General features: G+C 39.2%; 15 protein-coding genes and 1 tRNA gene. 7 read left to right on the top strand and 9 right to left on the bottom strand.

Features of this window, described 5'->3' with window-relative positions; genetic code table 11:
• Nucleotides 1-7: 7 nt before the first annotated feature.
• The 6 genes from FD29_RS08765 to FD29_RS08740 form a co-directional block, all read right to left on the bottom strand.
• Nucleotides 8-1,066, bottom strand: a complete 1,059-nt coding sequence (locus tag FD29_RS08765) for an oxidoreductase (RefSeq protein ID WP_057888563.1) — start codon at nt 1,064-1,066, stop codon at nt 8-10.
• 95 nt (nt 1,067-1,161) lie between these two features.
• Nucleotides 1,162-2,463 carry a phosphopyruvate hydratase gene (gene eno / locus FD29_RS08760; protein WP_057888562.1) on the bottom strand — a complete coding sequence of 434 codons (1,302 nt, stop codon included), beginning with the start codon at nt 2,461-2,463 and terminating at the stop codon, nt 1,162-1,164.
• Nucleotides 2,464-2,544: 81 nt separating this feature from the next.
• The gene (gene tpiA / locus FD29_RS08755; RefSeq protein WP_057888561.1) at nt 2,545-3,297 is read right to left on the bottom strand and encodes a triose-phosphate isomerase; all 753 of its coding nucleotides are present in this window, start codon (nt 3,295-3,297) and stop codon (nt 2,545-2,547) included.
• A gap of 29 nt (nt 3,298-3,326) precedes the next feature.
• Nucleotides 3,327-4,541 (bottom strand): phosphoglycerate kinase, encoded by a 1,215-nt coding sequence (locus FD29_RS08750; protein ID WP_057888560.1) that lies wholly within the window; start codon nt 4,539-4,541, stop codon nt 3,327-3,329.
• Nucleotides 4,542-4,661: 120 nt separating this feature from the next.
• Nucleotides 4,662-5,690: a type I glyceraldehyde-3-phosphate dehydrogenase gene (gene gap / locus FD29_RS08745; protein WP_057888559.1), complete on the bottom strand. Its 1,029-nt coding sequence runs from the start codon at nt 5,688-5,690 to the stop codon at nt 4,662-4,664.
• Between the two features lie 34 nt (nt 5,691-5,724).
• On the bottom strand, nt 5,725-6,771 hold the full coding sequence (locus FD29_RS08740; protein ID WP_057888558.1) for a sugar-binding transcriptional regulator: 1,047 nt from the start codon (nt 6,769-6,771) through the stop codon (nt 5,725-5,727).
• Nucleotides 6,772-6,984: 213 nt separating this feature from the next.
• Between FD29_RS08740 and FD29_RS08735 the strand changes: the two genes are divergently transcribed.
• From FD29_RS08735 to FD29_RS08710, 6 genes are all read left to right on the top strand, one after another.
• A tRNA-Arg gene (locus FD29_RS08735) sits at nt 6,985-7,056 on the top strand.
• A gap of 329 nt (nt 7,057-7,385) precedes the next feature.
• On the top strand, nt 7,386-8,510 hold the full coding sequence (locus FD29_RS08730; protein ID WP_057888557.1) for an acyltransferase: 1,125 nt from the start codon (nt 7,386-7,388) through the stop codon (nt 8,508-8,510).
• 103 nt (nt 8,511-8,613) lie between these two features.
• Nucleotides 8,614-9,201, top strand: a complete 588-nt coding sequence (locus tag FD29_RS08725) for an ATP-dependent Clp protease proteolytic subunit (RefSeq protein WP_057888556.1) — start codon at nt 8,614-8,616, stop codon at nt 9,199-9,201.
• A 103-nt stretch (nt 9,202-9,304) separates the two neighbouring features.
• Nucleotides 9,305-9,952, top strand: a complete 648-nt coding sequence (locus tag FD29_RS08720; protein WP_057888555.1) for a DNA-3-methyladenine glycosylase family protein — start codon at nt 9,305-9,307, stop codon at nt 9,950-9,952.
• Nucleotides 9,953-10,132: 180 nt separating this feature from the next.
• The gene (locus FD29_RS08715) at nt 10,133-11,524 is read left to right on the top strand and encodes a DHA2 family efflux MFS transporter permease subunit (protein ID WP_057888554.1); all 1,392 of its coding nucleotides are present in this window, start codon (nt 10,133-10,135) and stop codon (nt 11,522-11,524) included.
• 119 nt (nt 11,525-11,643) lie between these two features.
• Nucleotides 11,644-13,365 carry a glycosyltransferase family protein gene (locus tag FD29_RS08710; RefSeq protein WP_057888553.1) on the top strand — a complete coding sequence of 574 codons (1,722 nt, stop codon included), beginning with the start codon at nt 11,644-11,646 and terminating at the stop codon, nt 13,363-13,365.
• A 54-nt stretch (nt 13,366-13,419) separates the two neighbouring features.
• Here FD29_RS08710 and whiA read toward each other — a convergent pair whose 3' ends face one another.
• Genes whiA through rapZ form a run of 3 tightly spaced genes read right to left on the bottom strand, consistent with a single transcriptional unit; the run spans nt 13,420 to nt 16,293 of the window.
• Nucleotides 13,420-14,355 (bottom strand): DNA-binding protein WhiA, encoded by a 936-nt coding sequence (gene whiA / locus FD29_RS08705; protein ID WP_057888552.1) that lies wholly within the window; start codon nt 14,353-14,355, stop codon nt 13,420-13,422.
• Nucleotides 14,355-15,389 carry a gluconeogenesis factor YvcK family protein gene (locus FD29_RS08700; protein ID WP_057888551.1) on the bottom strand — a complete coding sequence of 345 codons (1,035 nt, stop codon included), beginning with the start codon at nt 15,387-15,389 and terminating at the stop codon, nt 14,355-14,357. Before FD29_RS08700 ends, whiA begins: the two co-directional genes overlap by 1 nt.
• Entirely contained in the window at nt 15,376-16,293 is a 918-nt protein-coding gene (gene rapZ / locus FD29_RS08695) for an RNase adapter RapZ (protein ID WP_057888550.1), read from the bottom strand. Before rapZ ends, FD29_RS08700 begins: the two co-directional genes overlap by 14 nt.
• 130 nt (nt 16,294-16,423) lie before the next feature.
• Between rapZ and FD29_RS08690 the strand changes: the two genes are divergently transcribed.
• Nucleotides 16,424-18,448 carry a cation:proton antiporter gene (locus tag FD29_RS08690; RefSeq protein WP_057888549.1) on the top strand — a complete coding sequence of 675 codons (2,025 nt, stop codon included), beginning with the start codon at nt 16,424-16,426 and terminating at the stop codon, nt 18,446-18,448.
• Nucleotides 18,449-18,643: the final 195 nt, after the last annotated feature.

The following is an 18,643-nucleotide window of genomic DNA, read 5'->3' as shown; positions in this document are numbered from 1 at the left end:
TCCCCTATTAAATTTCTAATTTTGGTACATTGTAAATTGATGGTGATGGTTGATAGAAACCGGCTTCGAGTAATTCCATATCGGTCAAGATCTCTTCATCAGTCACCAATCTCTTTTGATGGTTGACGATAGTCTGGTATACAGAATCATAGTATAGACCATAATCACCCAATGGCGTTTTGATTTGCTTTTCGATCCAATCCCCATTGGCATTCTTATACTTGGCTAAACCATAATACATCGGACTGTCTTCACCAAAACCAGCTGTTCCCGGCACGATGCCGGCTTTGAGATCATTTTCCTGTTGATCAGCACCGTACTTAATAAAAGATCCGTTCATGCCGTGGACGATAAACCGGGGATACTCTTTAGCAACATCCGTACTTACTTTGACCTTAACTTTCATCTTGGTACCATAATGTAGGTCAACATCAAAATAATTATCCACTGCATCACTGACTTCGGTATTACGAATATCGTAAACAACTTGATCCGGACGACCAAACAAAGCTACCATTCGATCCATCAAGTGAATCCCTAAACCGTAAAACTCCCCTTGTTCTTTAGTGCCTGGTTGATTGACAGTATTAGGACGGTAATAATCAATGTGCGACTCAACTTCAACGATGTCACCGAGAAATCCTTGATCGATAACTTGTTTAGCCGCTAAGTAATCTCCATCGAAACGACGATTTTGGTAAGGCATAACTAAAACATGATTGTCCTTACCTAATTGAATCAACTCTTTAGCATGATCCAACGTGTCAACGAACGGTTTTTCTACGATAACTGACTTGTGTGCCTTAATAACACTCTTAGCCAATTCAAAATGGGTTTGCGCCGGCGTACAAATAGTTACTAAATCAATTTCTGGATCGTTTAAAATGTCATTCAGATCGTTGGTGAAATTGACGCCTTTAGCTCTATATGGTGCAGCTAATTTTTCATCAACAGCTTTTCTAGTATAAATTGTTTTAACTTGGAAATCTTTTCTGATATTAAGATATGGCAAATGATAGCGATTGGCTGATTTACCAAAACCGATAAATGCAATTTTTAATGTCATGTTTAGTTTCCTCCAATAGTTGATACTATTATTGTACAAAAAAAGTGCACAAAAAAAACAGCCCGAGGGCTGTTTTATTTAATTACATGTAGTAATTATTTGTTCAAGTTGTAGAAACTGTGAACACCTTTGTATTCAGCTTGGTCGCCAAGTTGATCTTCAATTCTCATCAATTGGTTGTACTTAGCAATACGGTCTGTACGGCTCATTGAACCAGTCTTGATTTGACCTGCGTTTGTAGCAACAACAAGGTCAGCAATTGTAGTGTCTTCTGTTTCACCTGAACGGTGAGAAACAACGGCTGTGAAGCCTGCTTCTTTAGCCATTTCGATAGCTTCGAATGTTTCTGTAAGTGTACCGATTTGGTTAAGCTTGATAAGGATTGAGTTTGAAACTCCCATTTCAATACCCTTCTTCAAGTAGTCTGTGTTTGTAACGAACAAGTCATCACCAACAAGTTGTACTTTCTTACCAAGTTTAGCAGTAACTTTTTGCCAGTCTTCCCATTCATTTTCATCGATAGGATCTTCGATTGTAATAACTGGGTACTTTTCAACGATATTGTCAAGTAAGTCGATAAATTCGTCTGTTGAAAGAACAGCACCATTTTCGCCTTCACCCTTCAATTCGTACTTGTGAGTGTCTTTGTTGTAGAATTCTGATGAGGCACAGTCAAAACCAATAGCAACGTCTTCGCCAGGTTTGTAACCAGCTTTTTCGATAGCTTCAACAAGGATCTTGAATGGTGCTTCGTTGTTTTCAAGGTCAGGAGCGAAACCACCTTCATCACCAACGGCTGTGTTCAAGCCACGGCCTTCAAGAACAGCTTTTAGTGAGTGGAATGTTTCTGCACCCATACGAACAGCTTCACGCATTGACTTTGCGCCAACAGGAACTATCATGAATTCTTGGAAGTCAACGTTGTTATCAGCATGCTTACCACCATTGATAACGTTCATCATAGGTGTTGGCAATACGTGAGCGTTAGGACCACCAAGGTATTCGTACAATGGAAGACCTAATTCGTCAGCAGCAGCACGAGCAGCAGCAAGTGAAACACCAAGAATAGCGTTAGCACCTAAAGTACCCTTGTTTGGTGTACCATCAAGGTCGATCATAGCTTGGTCAATGGCACGTTGGTCAGTAACGTCCATGCCGATAACCTTTTTAGCAATCTTGTCGTTTACGTTAGCAACGGCTTTAAGAACACCTTTACCACCGAAACGTGATTTGTCGCCATCACGCAATTCAACAGCTTCGTGTTCACCAGTTGAAGCACCTGAAGGAACAAGTGCGCGGCCAAAGCCACCTAGTTCAGTATATAGTTCAACTTCAACAGTTGGGTTACCACGTGAATCAAGAACTTCACGGCCTAAAATATCAGTAATTACAGACATATTTTAAAAATCTCCTTTTCGATTTTAATACAAACTAATTTTAACCTTTTTGACGCTTAAAATAAATAACTTATATATAAATTATTTGTTGAATGTTGCTAAGGCGATAAATGATTCTGGATCCATTGATGCACCACCAACAAGTCCACCATCAATATCTTCTTTAGCCATCAATTCTTTAACGTTAGCAGGTTTTACAGAACCACCATAAAGGATACGTACTTTATCAGCAGTATCAGCATCGTACAATGAAGCAATCTTTTCACGGATTACGTGAACCATTTCTTGTGCTTGGTCAGCAGTAGCAGTCTTACCAGTACCGATAGCCCAGATTGGTTCGTAAGCGATAACTGATTTAGCTAAGTCAGCTGCAGAAATGCCTTTAACAGCATTTTCGATTTGACCTGTAACCCAGTCTTCAGCCTTGCCAGCTTCACGTTGTTCTAGTGTTTCACCACAGCAGATGATTGGTAGCATGTTGTTCTTCAAGATAGCGTGAGCTTTCTTGTTGATGTCTTCATCAGTTTCACCGAAGTATTGTCTTCTTTCTGAGTGACCAATGATTACATAGTCGATGCCCATTTCATCAAGAGCTTTAGGTGAAGTTTCACCAGTAAATGCACCAGCATCTTCAAAGTATGAGTTTTCAGCAGCAGTCTTTAAAGGTGTACCTTCGGCACCAGCAACAAGAGTTGTTAGGTCAATGGCAGGAGCACCGATAATAGTTTCTACGCCAGATTCTGGCAATTTGCCTTTGATTCCGTCTAAGAATTCTTGGGTTTCCTTAGGATTTTTGTTCATCTTCCAGTTACCCGCAATAATAGGTGTACGCATAAAGTTAATTCTCCTCTAATGAAAAATCATTATTTGTTTGAAATTGAATCGATACCAGGTAATGTCTTACCTTCTAGATATTCAAGTGAAGCACCACCACCAGTTGAGATGTGTGTTAGCTTATCAGCAATACCAAGACTCTTAGCAGCAGCAGTTGAGTCACCACCACCAACGATAGTAATAGCATCTGTCAAGTTACCCATAGCACGTCCAACTTCTAGTGTACCTTCAGCAAACTTGCTCATTTCGAATGCACCCATTGGTCCATTCCATACAACAGTCTTTGCACCCTTTAGAGTATCTTGGAACAATTTAACTGTCTTAGGTCCGATATCAAGAGCCATTTCGTCATCAGGAATATCAACACCATCAGTAGTTGTAGCTTCGGCATCATTTGAGAATTCCTTAGCAACGATGTGGTCTACAGGAAGCACGATCTTGTCGCCAGCTTTTTGAAGGAGGTCTTTAGCTAATTCAACTTTGTCAGCTTCGAATAGTGACTTACCAATCTTGTGGCCTTGAGCAGCTAAGAATGTATAAGCCATACCACCACCGATTAAGATGTGGTCTGATTTTGGAATTAAGTTTTCAATAACACCGATCTTATCTGAAACCTTTGCACCACCAAGGATTGTTACGAATGGGTGTACAGGATTGTCAACAGCGTTACCTAAGAACTTGATTTCCTTTTCCATTAAGAAACCAGCAGCAACGGGTTTGCCAGCAGCCTTCATAGCTGTTGAGATACCAACGTTTGAAGCGTGGCTTCTGTGGGCTGTACCGAAAGCATCGTTGATAAATACGTCACCAAGTGATGCCCAGTATTCGCCAAGTTTAGGATCGTTCTTGCTTTCACGTTTGCCGAAGTCGTTATCGATATCTTGGAAACGAGTGTTTTCCATCAATAGGATTTGACCGTCTTTAAGATCGTTGATAGCATCTTCAAGTTCTTTACCTTCGTTTGTAGGTACGAACTCTACAGGCATACCGCTTAATTCTTGAAGTTTAGCAGCAACTGGCTTCAATGACAAAGCTTTCTTGTCTTCATCACTCTTAATACGACCCAAGTGAGATAGCAAGATAACCTTTCCACCATGTTCTGAAACATATTTGATTGTTGGGATAGCACCAACGATACGGTTAGTATCGCCGACAACACCATCTTTAATAGGAACGTTGAAATCAACACGCATCAAGACTTTTTTGCCTTTTACGTCAACGTCAGAAACAATAAGTTTAGCCATTGTAAATAAATCCTCCAATATTTTCTAAAAAAAAAGGGGAAGGAGTTATCCTCCCTCCGCCAATTTAAATCACACTAAATTAGGTTTTATCTTAAATTAGATCCTAGATAAACTAATAAATTAGTCTAAGCTAGCAAATTTTTCAAGTGTACGAACCATTTGTGCAGTAAATCCTGATTCGTTGTCATACCAAGCAACAGTCTTTACAACTTGGGCGTCACCTGAACCAACGATTTGTGTTTGTGTTGGGTCAAAGATTGAACCGAATGATGTACCGATAACGTCTGAAGATACGATTTCATCATCGTTGTAACCGAATGAAGGGTTGTTTTCTGTATACTTCTTAACAGCAGCATTTACTTCGTCAACTGTAACTTCTTTACCAAGAGTTGCAACTAATTCTGTAACTGAACCTGTGATAACTGGTACACGTTGTGCGTGGCCATCAAGCTTACCCTTCAATGCAGGAACAACTAGACCTAGGGCCTTAGCAGCACCAGTTGAGTGAGGGATGATGTTTGCAGCAGCAGCACGTGCAGCACGAACATTACCTTTACGTTCTGGACCATCTTGAAGTTTTTGAGTAGCTGTGTAAGCGTGGATAGTTGTCATTGTACCAGCTTTGATACCGAATTCTTCGTTTACGGCATTTGCTAGAGGTGCAAGACAGTTAGTTGTACATGAACCAGCTGAAGCAATCTTAACGTCGTTTGTTAGGATGTCATCGTTAACACCATAAACAACTGTAGGCATGTCACCTGATGGAGCTGAGATCAATACACGTTTTGCACCAGCATCGATGTGAGCTTGTGCTTTGTCTTGTGATGTGTAGAAACCAGTACATTCAAGAACGATATCAACACCGTCGTTAGCAACCCATTTAAGGTCTGCAGCGTTCATTTCAGCATATACAGGGATCTTCTTACCATCAACAACGATAGCTGAATCTTCAGCAGTGATCTTGTCGATTTCGAAGTTACCATGAGCAGTATCATACTTCAATAGGTGTGCAAGCATAGCAGGTGAAGTTAAATCGTTAATTGCAACAACTTCCAAATCTGTCTTGCCAGCTGCTTGAAGTGCAGCGATACGGCGGAATGCCAAACGACCGATACGGCCAAATCCATTAATACCAACTTTTGTAGTCATACAAAAATTCCTCCTTCAGGAAATCAAAAAAATATTATTTTAAAGGGTTATCCCTTAAAATCAGCTTTGAGGCACCTTCATCAGTAATCAATGCTGTATGATGCGGTGCATTTTTCATATATGACTGAATCGCTTGAGCCTTACTTTGACCTCCAGCAATCGCAATCACATGTTTCATTTTAACAAGGTCCCGGACATGAAGTCCAATCCTAGGTACCTTATATACAAGTTTACCACTTTGGTCAAAGAAATCACCGAAAGCTTCGGAAACTGCCTCGCCTTCATCGACGATCTTTTGTTCCTCAACTGACAAGTTTCTTCGATCAGCCATAATACTTGCTGTACCGATGCTGTGAATCACAACATCACTCCTATATATTAAATCAAGAACCGATTTAATTGAAGTCTCTTTTTGCAAAGATTCGAAACTTTTTTCACTTATATCTTCAGGAAGATACAAAGCCCGGTACTGACTTTGCGTTCTTAAAGCCATCTCTGCACAGACACTGTTAGCTTGAATCGTTACTGACTCACCCACTCCACCGCGAGCTGGTAAGAAAACCAGCTGACGATTTTTGGATAAATCTGGTGAAAGATTTCTCGCTACCCGTGCCAACGTACTACCACCAGTGACAGAAATCATTGCCCGTCCTGTTGGTAATATTGAACCTAATAACTGATTGAGTCTTCTACCGAATGAATCGATCACCCGATATTGCCGATCGGCATTACCAGGTAAAATGATACAACGACTAATACCAAGTTTTTTACTCAATTTTTTCTCTAAAAGAGCTGTTCCTTGATAATCAGCTAACACATCGGTCAACTTGACCACCGTGTCGCTACCAGTTTGGGTCAATGACATCCCCGACTTAGAAGAAACAAGTAAGCCTTGCTTCTTCAATAAATCAGTTTCAGTTCTCAGACCACGTTCGGTGATATTCAGATCATCAGCTAATACTCTGCGCCCAATCGGCTCCATTAATGAGATACTCTGAAGTATTTTAAATCGCTTTTCCAGAGTTTTAATGAAGTCTGGGGCAACCAAATCCAGCAATTCTAAATCTTCATTATTAGTCATTTGATATACTCCGTGGGGCAAATACTGTCCCTGTATGTCTGTTTACGACCCATGTACTCAAAAAATAAAAGCCCGGATGACTTTTCGTCATCTCTCAAGCACAGTTATTAGTATAAACTCTCTTGTGAAAATATCAAGGGATATGTTTACAAAACGACCATTTTTTTTGATAATTTACAATAATTGTAAAGTGCGCTAAAATTGAATGATAAGGCGCTGTTAGTGTAATGGATCGCACGCAGGATTCCGGTTCCTGAAATGCGGGTTCGACTCCCGCATGGCGCATAATGTTGTTATACCAGTCTTTTTCTAGCAACGCTTGATTCACATTAAGTCAGTTTTCTACTATCAATATACTTTGAACAATATTAATTCTTTTGTATAAGCTGTTTATAGATAGTAGTTATTACCTTTATCGCTGCAAAAATACTTACACCGATCAAACTTGGTCGGTGTTTTTTTATTTCACAAACTTTCCAAACAAAATCTGGGATTTAATGATTTAATGTACGTAGATAGAATCAATCTATACCTCTAAAAGGTTCTTTTTATGTTTCACAACGGATAAATCCTATTTAAACTTAAAACCATTTAATTTTAAGAGGAGAATATGAATGAATCGAAAAAGAAATTCTGCAAGTTTTACCGATATAGGCGACTACATGAAAGTTTTCGCCTGTACTGCCGTAATGATGCAGACTGTACTCAGTTTAGTTTTATCAACCAACCCCAGTTTTAATTATCAAACTCCCATCGGAATCATTTATAATCTAGTCAAATTCACTGCCCCGGCCTTTATTTTCGGTATTCTATACACGACAACGAGGACAACTAATCAAAATACATGGGGTAATTATGGTGGATATATGCGTAAACAGTGGTCTGCGCTTTTTGTTCCCACAATTTGGTGGACGTTAGCTTACCTTTTGATTTTTCCAAATATTCAACAAGTTAAACCTTTTAATAGTATCGGTACGTTCTGTTGGAATTTCATCAATGGTAATGCCGCCCCACACCTGTGGTACAACACGATGATGCTGCAATTCATCATTCTAATGCCATTCTTCTGGGCTTTAGCTCATTGGGTCAAAGACAGCACTAAACGCGGACTTTTAGCAATCATAATCACAGTTATTTTCTTTGCTGCTTGGATTTACTTCTACGATATGCAAGTCTTCCACGGTCCCCATGAACAAAGTTGGTACCTACTCGATCGAATCTTCATTAGTTTTGTTATTTATGGCATCTTTGGTGTCTTAGCCTGGATGTTTCGTGATAAATTTGAAACTCTCATTAAAAAAGCAGTTCCATTCCTAATTGTTATTTTTCTAGCTGTCTATTATTGGACTAATCGGGAGCTTTTCAATTTTGGTTATCCCGTCAAACTGGCCAATGCTCCGTACTACAAACCTTCAATGGCGCTTTATGCATTGACCGTAATTGGTTTAGTCGCTGCTTTAGCAATTCATCATATCAATACCAATTCCAAGGTTTTACCTATTTTCCACTTTTTGGCAACCTACGCTTATCGGGCCTATCTTTCTAACGTTTTCTGGTTACAGATCATTTGGCATCTAGGTGGAATAAATTTATCTAAGATCAATCCGCTTCTAAACATTATCATTTGCTATATTTTAACTTGGGGATTATCATTTACTTCCGCATATGGATTCCATATTGCCTGGTCAAAAATCAAATCTTCTATTAATAAGACAAATTCTGAAAAATCCTTAGAATAATTATTTTTATTTATTGAGCTTAGTTTGTTGACCCGATATTAATATTATGCTAAATTAGCACTGTGCTATTAAGAGTGCTAATTAAAAACATGGAGGCATTTTAATGTTAGTTCCTACAGTTATTGAACAAAGTTCTCGTGGCGAACGTGCCTACGATATTTACTCAAGATTATTAAAAGATAGAATCATCATGGTTTCTGGTGAAGTTAACAGTCAAATGGCTAACACAGTTATGGCTGAATTACTATTCCTTGACGCCCAAGATTCAGACAAAGATATTTCAATGTACATCAACTCACCCGGTGGTTCTGTTACCGACGGATTAGCTATCATGGATACAATGAACTTCGTTAAATCTGACGTTCAAACAATCGCAACAGGTATGGCTGCATCAATGGCCAGCATCCTTTTGTCATCAGGTACAAAGGGCAAACGTTTTGCTCTACCTAATTCAACTGTCCTCATTCACCAACCATTAGGTGGTGCTCAAGGTCAACAAACTGAAATTGAAATTGCTGCCCGCGAGATCTTGAAGACAAGAGAAAGATTGAATCACATTTTGGCTGACAACTCAGGTCAAACCTTTGAAAAACTTCAAAAGGATACTGATCGTGATAACTACATGACAGCCCAAGAAGCTAAGGATTATGGTTTAATTGACGACATCATGACAAACAAAGCTGGAGACTAATCAGCTACTTTAAACTAGGACAATAGTCCTAGTTTTTTTTATGGCCAGATTGTCTAGTTCCTATGATTAGCCAGGTGTATATACTGGCGATAGGAGAAAAATCATGCTAGAAACTAAACATTTTGACGAAGAATCGCCTGAAATAAAATACTTATGTCAAAAAGATAAACATCTAGCCAAGGCTATCAAAATGATTGGTCCCCTTGACTACCAAGTCAATCGCGATGGCTACGCTTTTTTAGTCAGTCAGATCATCGGGCAAATGCTGTCCAACAAAGTAGCGGATGTCCTTACTCAGAGATTGACCAATGATTGTCAAGGGCACATCTCGATTACTTCGATTAATTCTTTAAGTGACGAAGATATTAGAGCTATCGGTATTTCCCATTCAAAGGTAAACTACATCAGAAATTTGACTGAAGCCATTGTAAAAAAAGATATCGACTTTGCCCAATATCAAACGATGAACGATGTCGATATTATTAAGGATCTGACTACCGTCAAAGGAATCGGCAATTGGTCGGCTAAAATGTATCTGCTTTTCGTCTTAGATCGGCCTGATATTTTGCCTTTTGAAGATGTGGCTTTCTTGCAAGGATACGGTTGGATCTACAAAACCACTGATTATAAGGTCGAGTTGGTCAAAAAGAAATGTAAAAAATGGCATCCCTATTCATCCTTAGCTGCTCGCTATATGTATAAAGTCTTGGACAGTGGTTTGACCAAGGAAGAATTCCATTTATTTAAATGACTAGGTTCAGACGAATTGTCTGCAAAAATAATGATAATCAATTATCATCACTTATTTTTTTAAATATTTTTTAATCAATAACGTTTGTAAGCGTTGTCTCTCAAGCACTCTGCTAGACAGCTTTTTTATATTAGACTATCCTTAAATTGTTGTTAGACTAAACAAAGAAGGGATATATTTATGAATAAGGGTGAAATTCAAAATAGCCTTGCTCGAAAATTATTCATAATCACGTTGTTGTCCGGAACCTTCACAATGTCGATCAGTCAGTCGTCGCTTTCAACTGCTTACCCAACATTGATGAAATTCTTCGGCGTCACTGCGCCAACGATTCAATGGCTGACGACCGGTTTTATGTTAATAATGTGTATTATGATGCCTATTAGTCCATGGCTATTGAACAACTTTTCGTTTAAAAAAATCTTTTTGAGCGTTGTGGCAATTTTTGCCATTGGTACTTTCGTTATTATTATTGCCCCTAACTTTCCGATGGCTATGCTAGGCCGTGGTTTGGAAGCTATCGGTGTCGGGATATTGTTCCCATCGTTTCAATCTGTTTTGATGACCATCACACCTGAGTCCAAACGTGGCGCCACTATGGGTTACGCTGGATTGGTCATGGGATCAGCTTTGGCCAGTGGTCCAATTATCTCAGGAATCGTTTTGAACTTTTTACAATGGCAAGGATTATTCGTGATTTTTCTACTGATCATGATTGTTATCTTTATCAGTGGTTTGATCAATATCAAGGATGTCATGCCTCGTCACAAAGCCAGTCTCGATCTGATCTCCACAGTTTATTTACTTGGTCTGATCGGCTTGCTATACGTCGTCAATCAAGCCGGAGCTACTAAGAGTTTTGGTACTAATCTGATAATTCTCTTAGTTATCAGTTTGATTTTGACATTTTTATTCATTCATCGTCAGCTCACCAAACAAGAACCACTACTTGATCTCAAAGTTATGAAGAATTTCAATTTTGATCTGGCCGTTCTTTTGACTGGCTTTTCTTACATATCTTTGATCGTGGTGACAATTATTTATCCACTTTACTATCAAAATATTTTACATACTTCAGTTTTGATGTCCGGTTTAGCCCTAGTTCCACCAGCCATCGTGTTGAGTATTCTCAATCCGTTGACTGGACGTTTGGCTGATCGGATCGGTTTCAAATCAACCTTGATCACTGGTATGTCGATGATCGTAGTCGGTTGGTTCTTGCTATTCGTTATTCAGGCTAAGCTCAGTATCTGGCCTATGATCTTGATTGCTACTTTGATCGAAGGCGGCAATGCGTTCGTAATGATGCCGGCAACTACACTCGGTGGCAATGCGTTACCTGAAGATTTAATTCCCCACGGCACCGCAATCATTACGACAGTTAGACAGTTACTCGGTTCACTCGGCGTCAGCTTGGCAACTTTGATTCTAGTTACTACTAATCAAAATCACCACTTGCCAGCTAACAATGGTTTGATCGGTTACCAAAGAGTCTTTGCCTTCTTCTTCGGCATGTCAATTATCGGTTTCATTTTTGCATTATTGATCAAAAACAATAAAAAAACTAATTAATTACTAACATTAAAAAAATTTAGTTCACAGCCATAATCGACCGTGAGCTATTTTTTTGTCTTAGTCAAATGAAGTATAATTAAAGCCTGGATTATTTATTTTTTATAGGAGTGTATGTTTTGAATTTTAAAAATAAACCCGCATTACGCACTATTTCAGTCGCTCTACTTTTCTTCTTGGCCTTATTCGTTTGGACTCTTTGGCAGTTTCACTTCAATTACATGATTGCTTCCAACGATACTTTCTTCCATTCTGAAAGGATTGCCGAAATTCGCTTGGCTTTTTTGAACCATTCACTGCCTAGCTGGGTCAACTTTAATTCCTTTTTTTATACTGGCCAAGCTATCAATGGCATGTATCCCGATTTCACTTTGTGGCCTTTGGTGTTAGTTACGAACTTTTTAACGCCGATCCACCAGATTATTGCTATTAAATCACTGATTTTTGGTTTGACTTTTATCGTTTCATTCTTGTCCTTAAACAAACGCTTTGACAGTCAAAATGCCATTTTAGCGGCGTCAGTTTTTACATTATCTGGTTCAGCTTTAAGAGATTTAGTCACTGAAATGCAAACGGGCTCTGCCATCGTAATGATCTTTGCCTTTCCAATTATTTTCACGCTCAAAGAAGCCGTCGAAAGCAAACAAATAAACCCACGGCTCATCATTAAAACCGCTCTATTGATGACGATCGTGATCAATTCCCACCTCCTGAGTGCCGTCGCCATTACTTTGATTGCTGGTATTTTCTTAGTCATTGAATCAATTATCAAAAAAACTTACATCCCTTGGATCAATTTGACAGTTGCAGCTCTTTTGACAGTCATTTTATGTTTACCGATAATTTATCGATTAGTGACTATTTCCAAAACTGGTTTGCTGTCACCCTTTGGTAAAGGCCATATTCTAAGCGACCCCATCTGGACTCTGTTCATAAAGTCACGTTGGAACTCCAAATCAGCTATTTCACTAGCATCGATTTTGCTGTTGGTGGCAACTTTTATCGGTATCAAAAAAGATAAACTCAAGCAGCTGTTGCCTTGGTTGTATATCGAATTGGCGTTGATACTATTTTCAACTAATATTATTCCTTGGGGATTTTTGGGACACGTTCCCATCATTAATAATTTTCAAGTTGCTAACTGGCGCTTTGCTCCATTCTTAGGCATGGTACCGATCATCTTCGTTCTAATCAATTTTAGTCAAAAAACGGCTCGCATCATAATGTTGGCAATGACTGTCATCGCTTATCCCTTCGCCTTAAAAGTTGCTTTGACCAGTCAATATCACAAAAAAGCTAATCTTCCCATCGTTACCGAAAACACTCAAAAGTTTGTCCCTCAAAATACCGATGCTAAACTGACTTCAACTGGTATCACTAGCGACAAACTGATTCGAACTTTAATTCCGGACTACTCACCTGACACGACTAAACTTCAAAAAGATAGTGGCGGTCTGAACCTTGATCCACAACTAGTTTACTTATTGGCTGATCACTTGGGTACGATCAAAGGACGTGATGTTCTTTTGCAACATACCAGTACCGTCAACAGCCTTACTTTAACTGGCGAAAATGTACCTAAAGGTAAAATCACTTTGCCAGTCTTCGGTTATTCCTCGTTAAATTATCGAATCACTCTCAATAATAAACCAGCCGACTGGTCGATAAATAACAGTTTTATCACGGTTAACTCGCCTAAAAATTTAAAAACGGCTACTTACTCGATCACTCAAATCCAACCACGTTTCTATCCTTCGATTATTTGGATGTCGTTTGTTTTATTCATCGCTTTACTAGGAATTTTGATTACTCCAACAGTTAAGAAAATTTGGGCAAAATAAAAAAGTTTGAGAAATTAATTTTCTCAAGCTTTTTTGATTGGTTTGTTCCGTTTTCTAGACTTTCGCTGTTTCAGCCAGTTCATTCAATTTTCTTAAACGGTGATTGATACCTGATTTAGAAATTGGACCACTAGGGACCATATCTCCTAGTTCCTTCAATGAAACTTCAGGGTTCTCTAATCGTAAAACAGCGATCTCTTGTAATTTATCTGGCAACGAATCCAAACCTACAGTCGCTTGCAGATGCTTGATATTTTCGATCTGGCGTTCTGCGGCAGCTACTGTCTTGTTGATATTAGCATTTTCACAGTTGACCAAACGGTTAACTGAGTTTCGCATATCGCGGACGATCCGGATATCTTCAAACTGCAACATTGAATTAGTTGCACCGATCAACTGCAAGAAATCAGCAATTTTTTCTGCTTCTTTCAAATAGACGATATAACCATTGCGACGCTTGGTTGTTCTGGCGTTTAAATGAAAATAATTCATCATTTGGGCAATACCTTCATTATGATCTTCGTATAATGAGTAGATCTCCAAATGGTATCTGGAAGTCTCAGGGTTATTGACACTACCAGTTGCTAAAAAAGCTCCTCTTAAATACGAGCGCATCCGTTGATCTTCATTGAGAACTTCTTCAGGTACATCAGTGTTGATCGATAGACCTGATTCATCCAAAATATCCAAATCAGTTAAAACTTCATTCGTATGACGTTTTAAACGAACTAGATATTGATTATTCTTCTTCAATTTCATCTTCTTACGCACGAGTAATTCTGATTCCATACCATACTTTTGCTTTATCAAAGAAAAAATTCTTCTGGCAATTGCAGCGTTCTCAGTCTGTGCGGTTAAGACAAAGTGATGATTTTGTAAACTTAATGAGCCATTCATCCGCATCAAAGCTGACAATTCAACTCGAGCGTGCTCTGGATGAACGACTAATTTTGTGAGTTCTTGTTTAACCTCACTTGCATAAGAAACCACTAACGTCTCACCTCATTTTTTCTATTTCCCGATTGCAAAGACAGATTCAAAATCTCATTTGCAACCTTTTTACCATCATGGTAAGCTCCGTTATCGTGCAATGATAAGAAGTCATCTTGGATAACTTTGCAGCCCATTTCTCTTAAACCTTTAAAGTCGGTTTTAACTTGATTGACATATTCGTCGTATTTCTTCTTATCGACATAGCCATCCGGAATTTTACGCGTGTTGACTAGGACTGTATCAATATAGTTGCCACCTAAGTGACGGTTCAGAACTCGAACGTGATCCGCATCCGTAAAGCCTTCTGTTTCACCGATCTGAGTCATAATATTACAAATATAAACCACTTCAGCTGAAGTCTGTCTAAGAGCTTCACCGATATCGCTGACCATTAAATTAGGCAAGATACTGGTGAATAAACTACCAGGGCCCAAAACAACTACGTCAGCCTGCATAATTGAAGCAATAACGGAAATCACTGACTTAGGTTCCTTTTCAGGTTCATCCGAATTAGTGACCCAAACTCGTTTGACATGTTTACCTGAGTGGGTAATTTCGTGTTCCCCAGCTAATTTGGTCCCATCAGTAAATTCAGCGTGCAAAGTCAACTTAGTATTGCTAGCTGGATAAACGTGGCCATCAACGTGCATCATCTTAGAAAGCACTTGAACGGCATCAAAAATATTAGGTGACATTTCCGTCAAAGCCGCAATGATCAAATTACCGATCGCATGACCGGAGAAGAAATCATCGTTAGTTTTGAATCGATATTGAAACACATCCAAATCAACTTGTGGCAAGTCAGATAGTGAAGCCAAAACGTTTCTGATATCCCCAGGAGGGACAACGTTGATATAATCACGAATGATACCTGATGATCCCCCATCATCGGCAACCGTTACAATAGCCGTAATATTGGCATCCATGTTTCTTAAACTATTTAATACAACTGGTAAACCAGTACCCCCACCTATAACAACAACTCTTGGGCGACGTCCTTTGACGACCCGAACTATTCTATTTGTTGCCATGTTCGATTACCTTCTTTTGAGATTTTTCCATGTCACGATGAGTAATGTCTACGTAATAGTCCAACTTTTTCAAGTCAGTCCCTAAACGCTGGGCAATTGCCACTGAACGGTGTTGACCACCAGTACAGCCGATAGCAATTGTTAAACTTGTCTTACCTTCTTTTTCATATCCAGGAATAATACTCTTCAATAAATCGTACAGTTTTTTATAAAAGTCTTGAGTTTCGGTATCGTCCATTACATAATCGTAAACAGGCTTATCGACCCCAGTCTTTGTCTTTAATTCTTTAACATAGAAAGGATTTCTTAAAAATCTGACATCCATAACAATATCAGCATCAATTGGCAAACCATACTTAAAGCCAAATGACATCACTTCAATGTGAAAGGTTGGTACTTCCGAGCTCTCTTGGAAATTAGCAAAAATTTCTTCACGGAGTTGGCGTGGCGTCAAATCAGTCGTATCGATCTCAACTGATGCTCGACCTTTGATTTCATTGAGAAGTTCTCGTTCTTTATGAATTCCGTCCAACAGACGGCCTTCCATAGCTAGCGGATGGCTGCGACGAGTTTCCTTGTAGCGGGAAACCAACTCAGCATCGGAAGCATTCAAGAAGAGAATCTTCATGTCAACTTTTTGGTGTTTCTCTTGTTCATCTTCGTCCATTTTAGAGAGCATTGAGAAAATCTCATCGTAAAATGACCGCGATCTAATATCTACAACTAAAGCTACCTTGTTGATTTTGCCAGATTCATGAACCAACTCCCAAAATTTTGGAAGCAAGTTTGGTGGCATGTTATCAATACAGAAATATCCTAAATCTTCAAACGACTGCATGGCAACAGTTTTACCTGCACCACTCATTCCGGTAACGATAACTAAACTAAGCATATCTTCTGCCATATTGCACCTCACATTCGGATATAAGCATAACACAACGACCCGGGCGTGTCACTTTACGTGAATGATTGCTAGACATATTTTTTAGAGTGTTTTTGCGATAAAATTAAACTAATCAAGGGGGGGACCTTTTATGGACACCGTATTCTTAGTGCTCTTATTGATTGCGGCAGTCGTAGCTGCCAATGTCATCTCATGGGAGTTCAAAAAAATTCCCGTAGCGTTCATTCAAATCGCTGTCGGGCTAATCTTTTCATTCTTTCCGATCTACAAACATTTCGAACTAGAACCAGAAATTTTTCTACTGGTCATTATTTCCGTTCTGATGTTCAATGATGGTCAAAATACCAGCCTATCTCGTTTGACCCATCAGTTCGGAACGACCTTTTCACTGGCCGTGGAACTGGCTATCATTTCAATCTTAATTGTTGGTTTCGTAACGCATCTGATCATCCCTAGCATGCCGTTAGCCTTGGCCTTTGCGTTAGGAGCCATCATTACGCCAACGGACGCAGTTGCCGTCAGTTCGATAACCAACAATATGTTAGTACCCACTAACGTCATGGGTACGCTGGAAAACGAATCCTTATTCAACGATGCTTCCGGTATTGTAGCTTTAAACTTGGCTATTGCTGCTGCAATTACCGGAAAATTTTCACTGTTGAACGGTATCGGCAACTTCTTTTATGTCTTCTTTGGTGGAATCATTTTGGGTGCCATTTTAGGAGCCTTTATCGTGGCGATCCGTTTGCGTTTGATCAATATGCACGTTGATGCCCCTTCAGTTATCGTACCTTTTACCTTATTGACACCTTTTGCCGTCTACTTAATCGCTGAAGCTGTCGGCGTCTCCGGTATCTTGGCTGTCGTTGTCACTGGTTTGATCCACGGTATTCAACAAAACCGGTTACGTTTGACCAGTTCACGGTTACAGATCGTTATGACCAGTACTTGGTCAATTTTTTCCAGTATTCTAAATGGTATCGTCTTTGTCCTTTTGGGACTATCATTGCCAAGCGTTATTATCAACTTGCGCAAGCATGACGCCAGTTCCGTCTATATTCTCGTCGGCGTCGGTATCTTGCTCTACATTATTATGACGGTCATGCGCTACTTCTGGACTAATTGGGACTTTGCTAGAATTCGAGCTTGGGATAAACATGAAAAACATGCCAACAGTATCGTTATGGCTTACAGTGGCGTTCATAGAACAATCACCTTAGCAATGGCCTTCTCATTGCCACTAACTTTAAATGGTCAGCCGTTCCCATACCGAAATGACATTATCTTTATAGCGACCGTAGTTATTTTGACCAGTTTATTAGTGCCAACTTTGATCTTGCCATTATTGTTGCCACAACAAGTTTCCAAATACAGTGAAGCCGAATTGGCCGATGCTAAAACTAAAATGGTCGACAACGCCATCGTCTCACTGCAAACCCGTCACGGTGACTCTATTAGTATCAGTCAAGTCGTTAATATTTTGGACGGTCAAAGAACCGTTGAAGGTCACATCGATAAGTCAAAACTAACGATTGTTTTTGACAACTGTTTTGAACTTGAACAACAGACTATTGAAGATATGCTACGCAACAAGGAGATCTCCAGTCTCAACGCTGACCTTTACATGCGGGTCGCTAAGCGAACTATCTTGCAATATCAGCAGAGTAATTTTCAAAGATTAAATCTCTTCTTAAAGTTCAATCTCGTCGACCGTTTATCCCTGTCTTCCAAAGCTCGCAAGCGTCGCAAATTATTCCACAATATGAAACATCATCAACACGTCAATCGAGCTGAAATGATCGAACGCAACCGTAAATTATGGCAACAAATGGCTGTGGTTGAAAAAAAGCCTTACGAAAAAATCGTTAGCTATCTCAATCAAAGTTTGGTGAATGATTCTTCCAGCCACCGAGAAATAAATATTGCCCGCAAAGCTTATGACGAAAGACACCGCCGCCTAACAGCTAACTTTGCTAGTCACGAAGAATTTGAACAAAATCAAAACGAATTATTGATTGAAGCCTTTCAACAAGAAAATACTTATATTCAAACTAAAGTCAGTTCTAAAGAATTTACTCCAGAACTCGGGGGTGCCTTATATGAACAAATTTCTACCGATCAGTTAGTTTATCTACAATCCATTAATGAAGAATAATTATTTAAAGCAGCTGTCCTAATTGGGCAGCTGCTTTTTTTCTAAAAAAGGTCTTTGATTCAAAAATTGATTATTCACTGCCGTCTTCCATGAAATCCCGGTAGATTCTAATGATTCAACATTTTATTTAAAACAATACTAAAAAGGTCATCCAGTTTTGGATGGCCTATTAGAATATCTAAATAATTGTGTGTA

The organism is Companilactobacillus mindensis DSM 14500, assembly GCF_001434275.1.
Classification (GTDB): Bacteria; Bacillota; Bacilli; order Lactobacillales; family Lactobacillaceae; genus Companilactobacillus; species Companilactobacillus mindensis.
The sequence above is the reverse complement of the archived record's forward strand: the minus strand, read 5'-3'. Positions and strand labels throughout refer to the sequence as shown.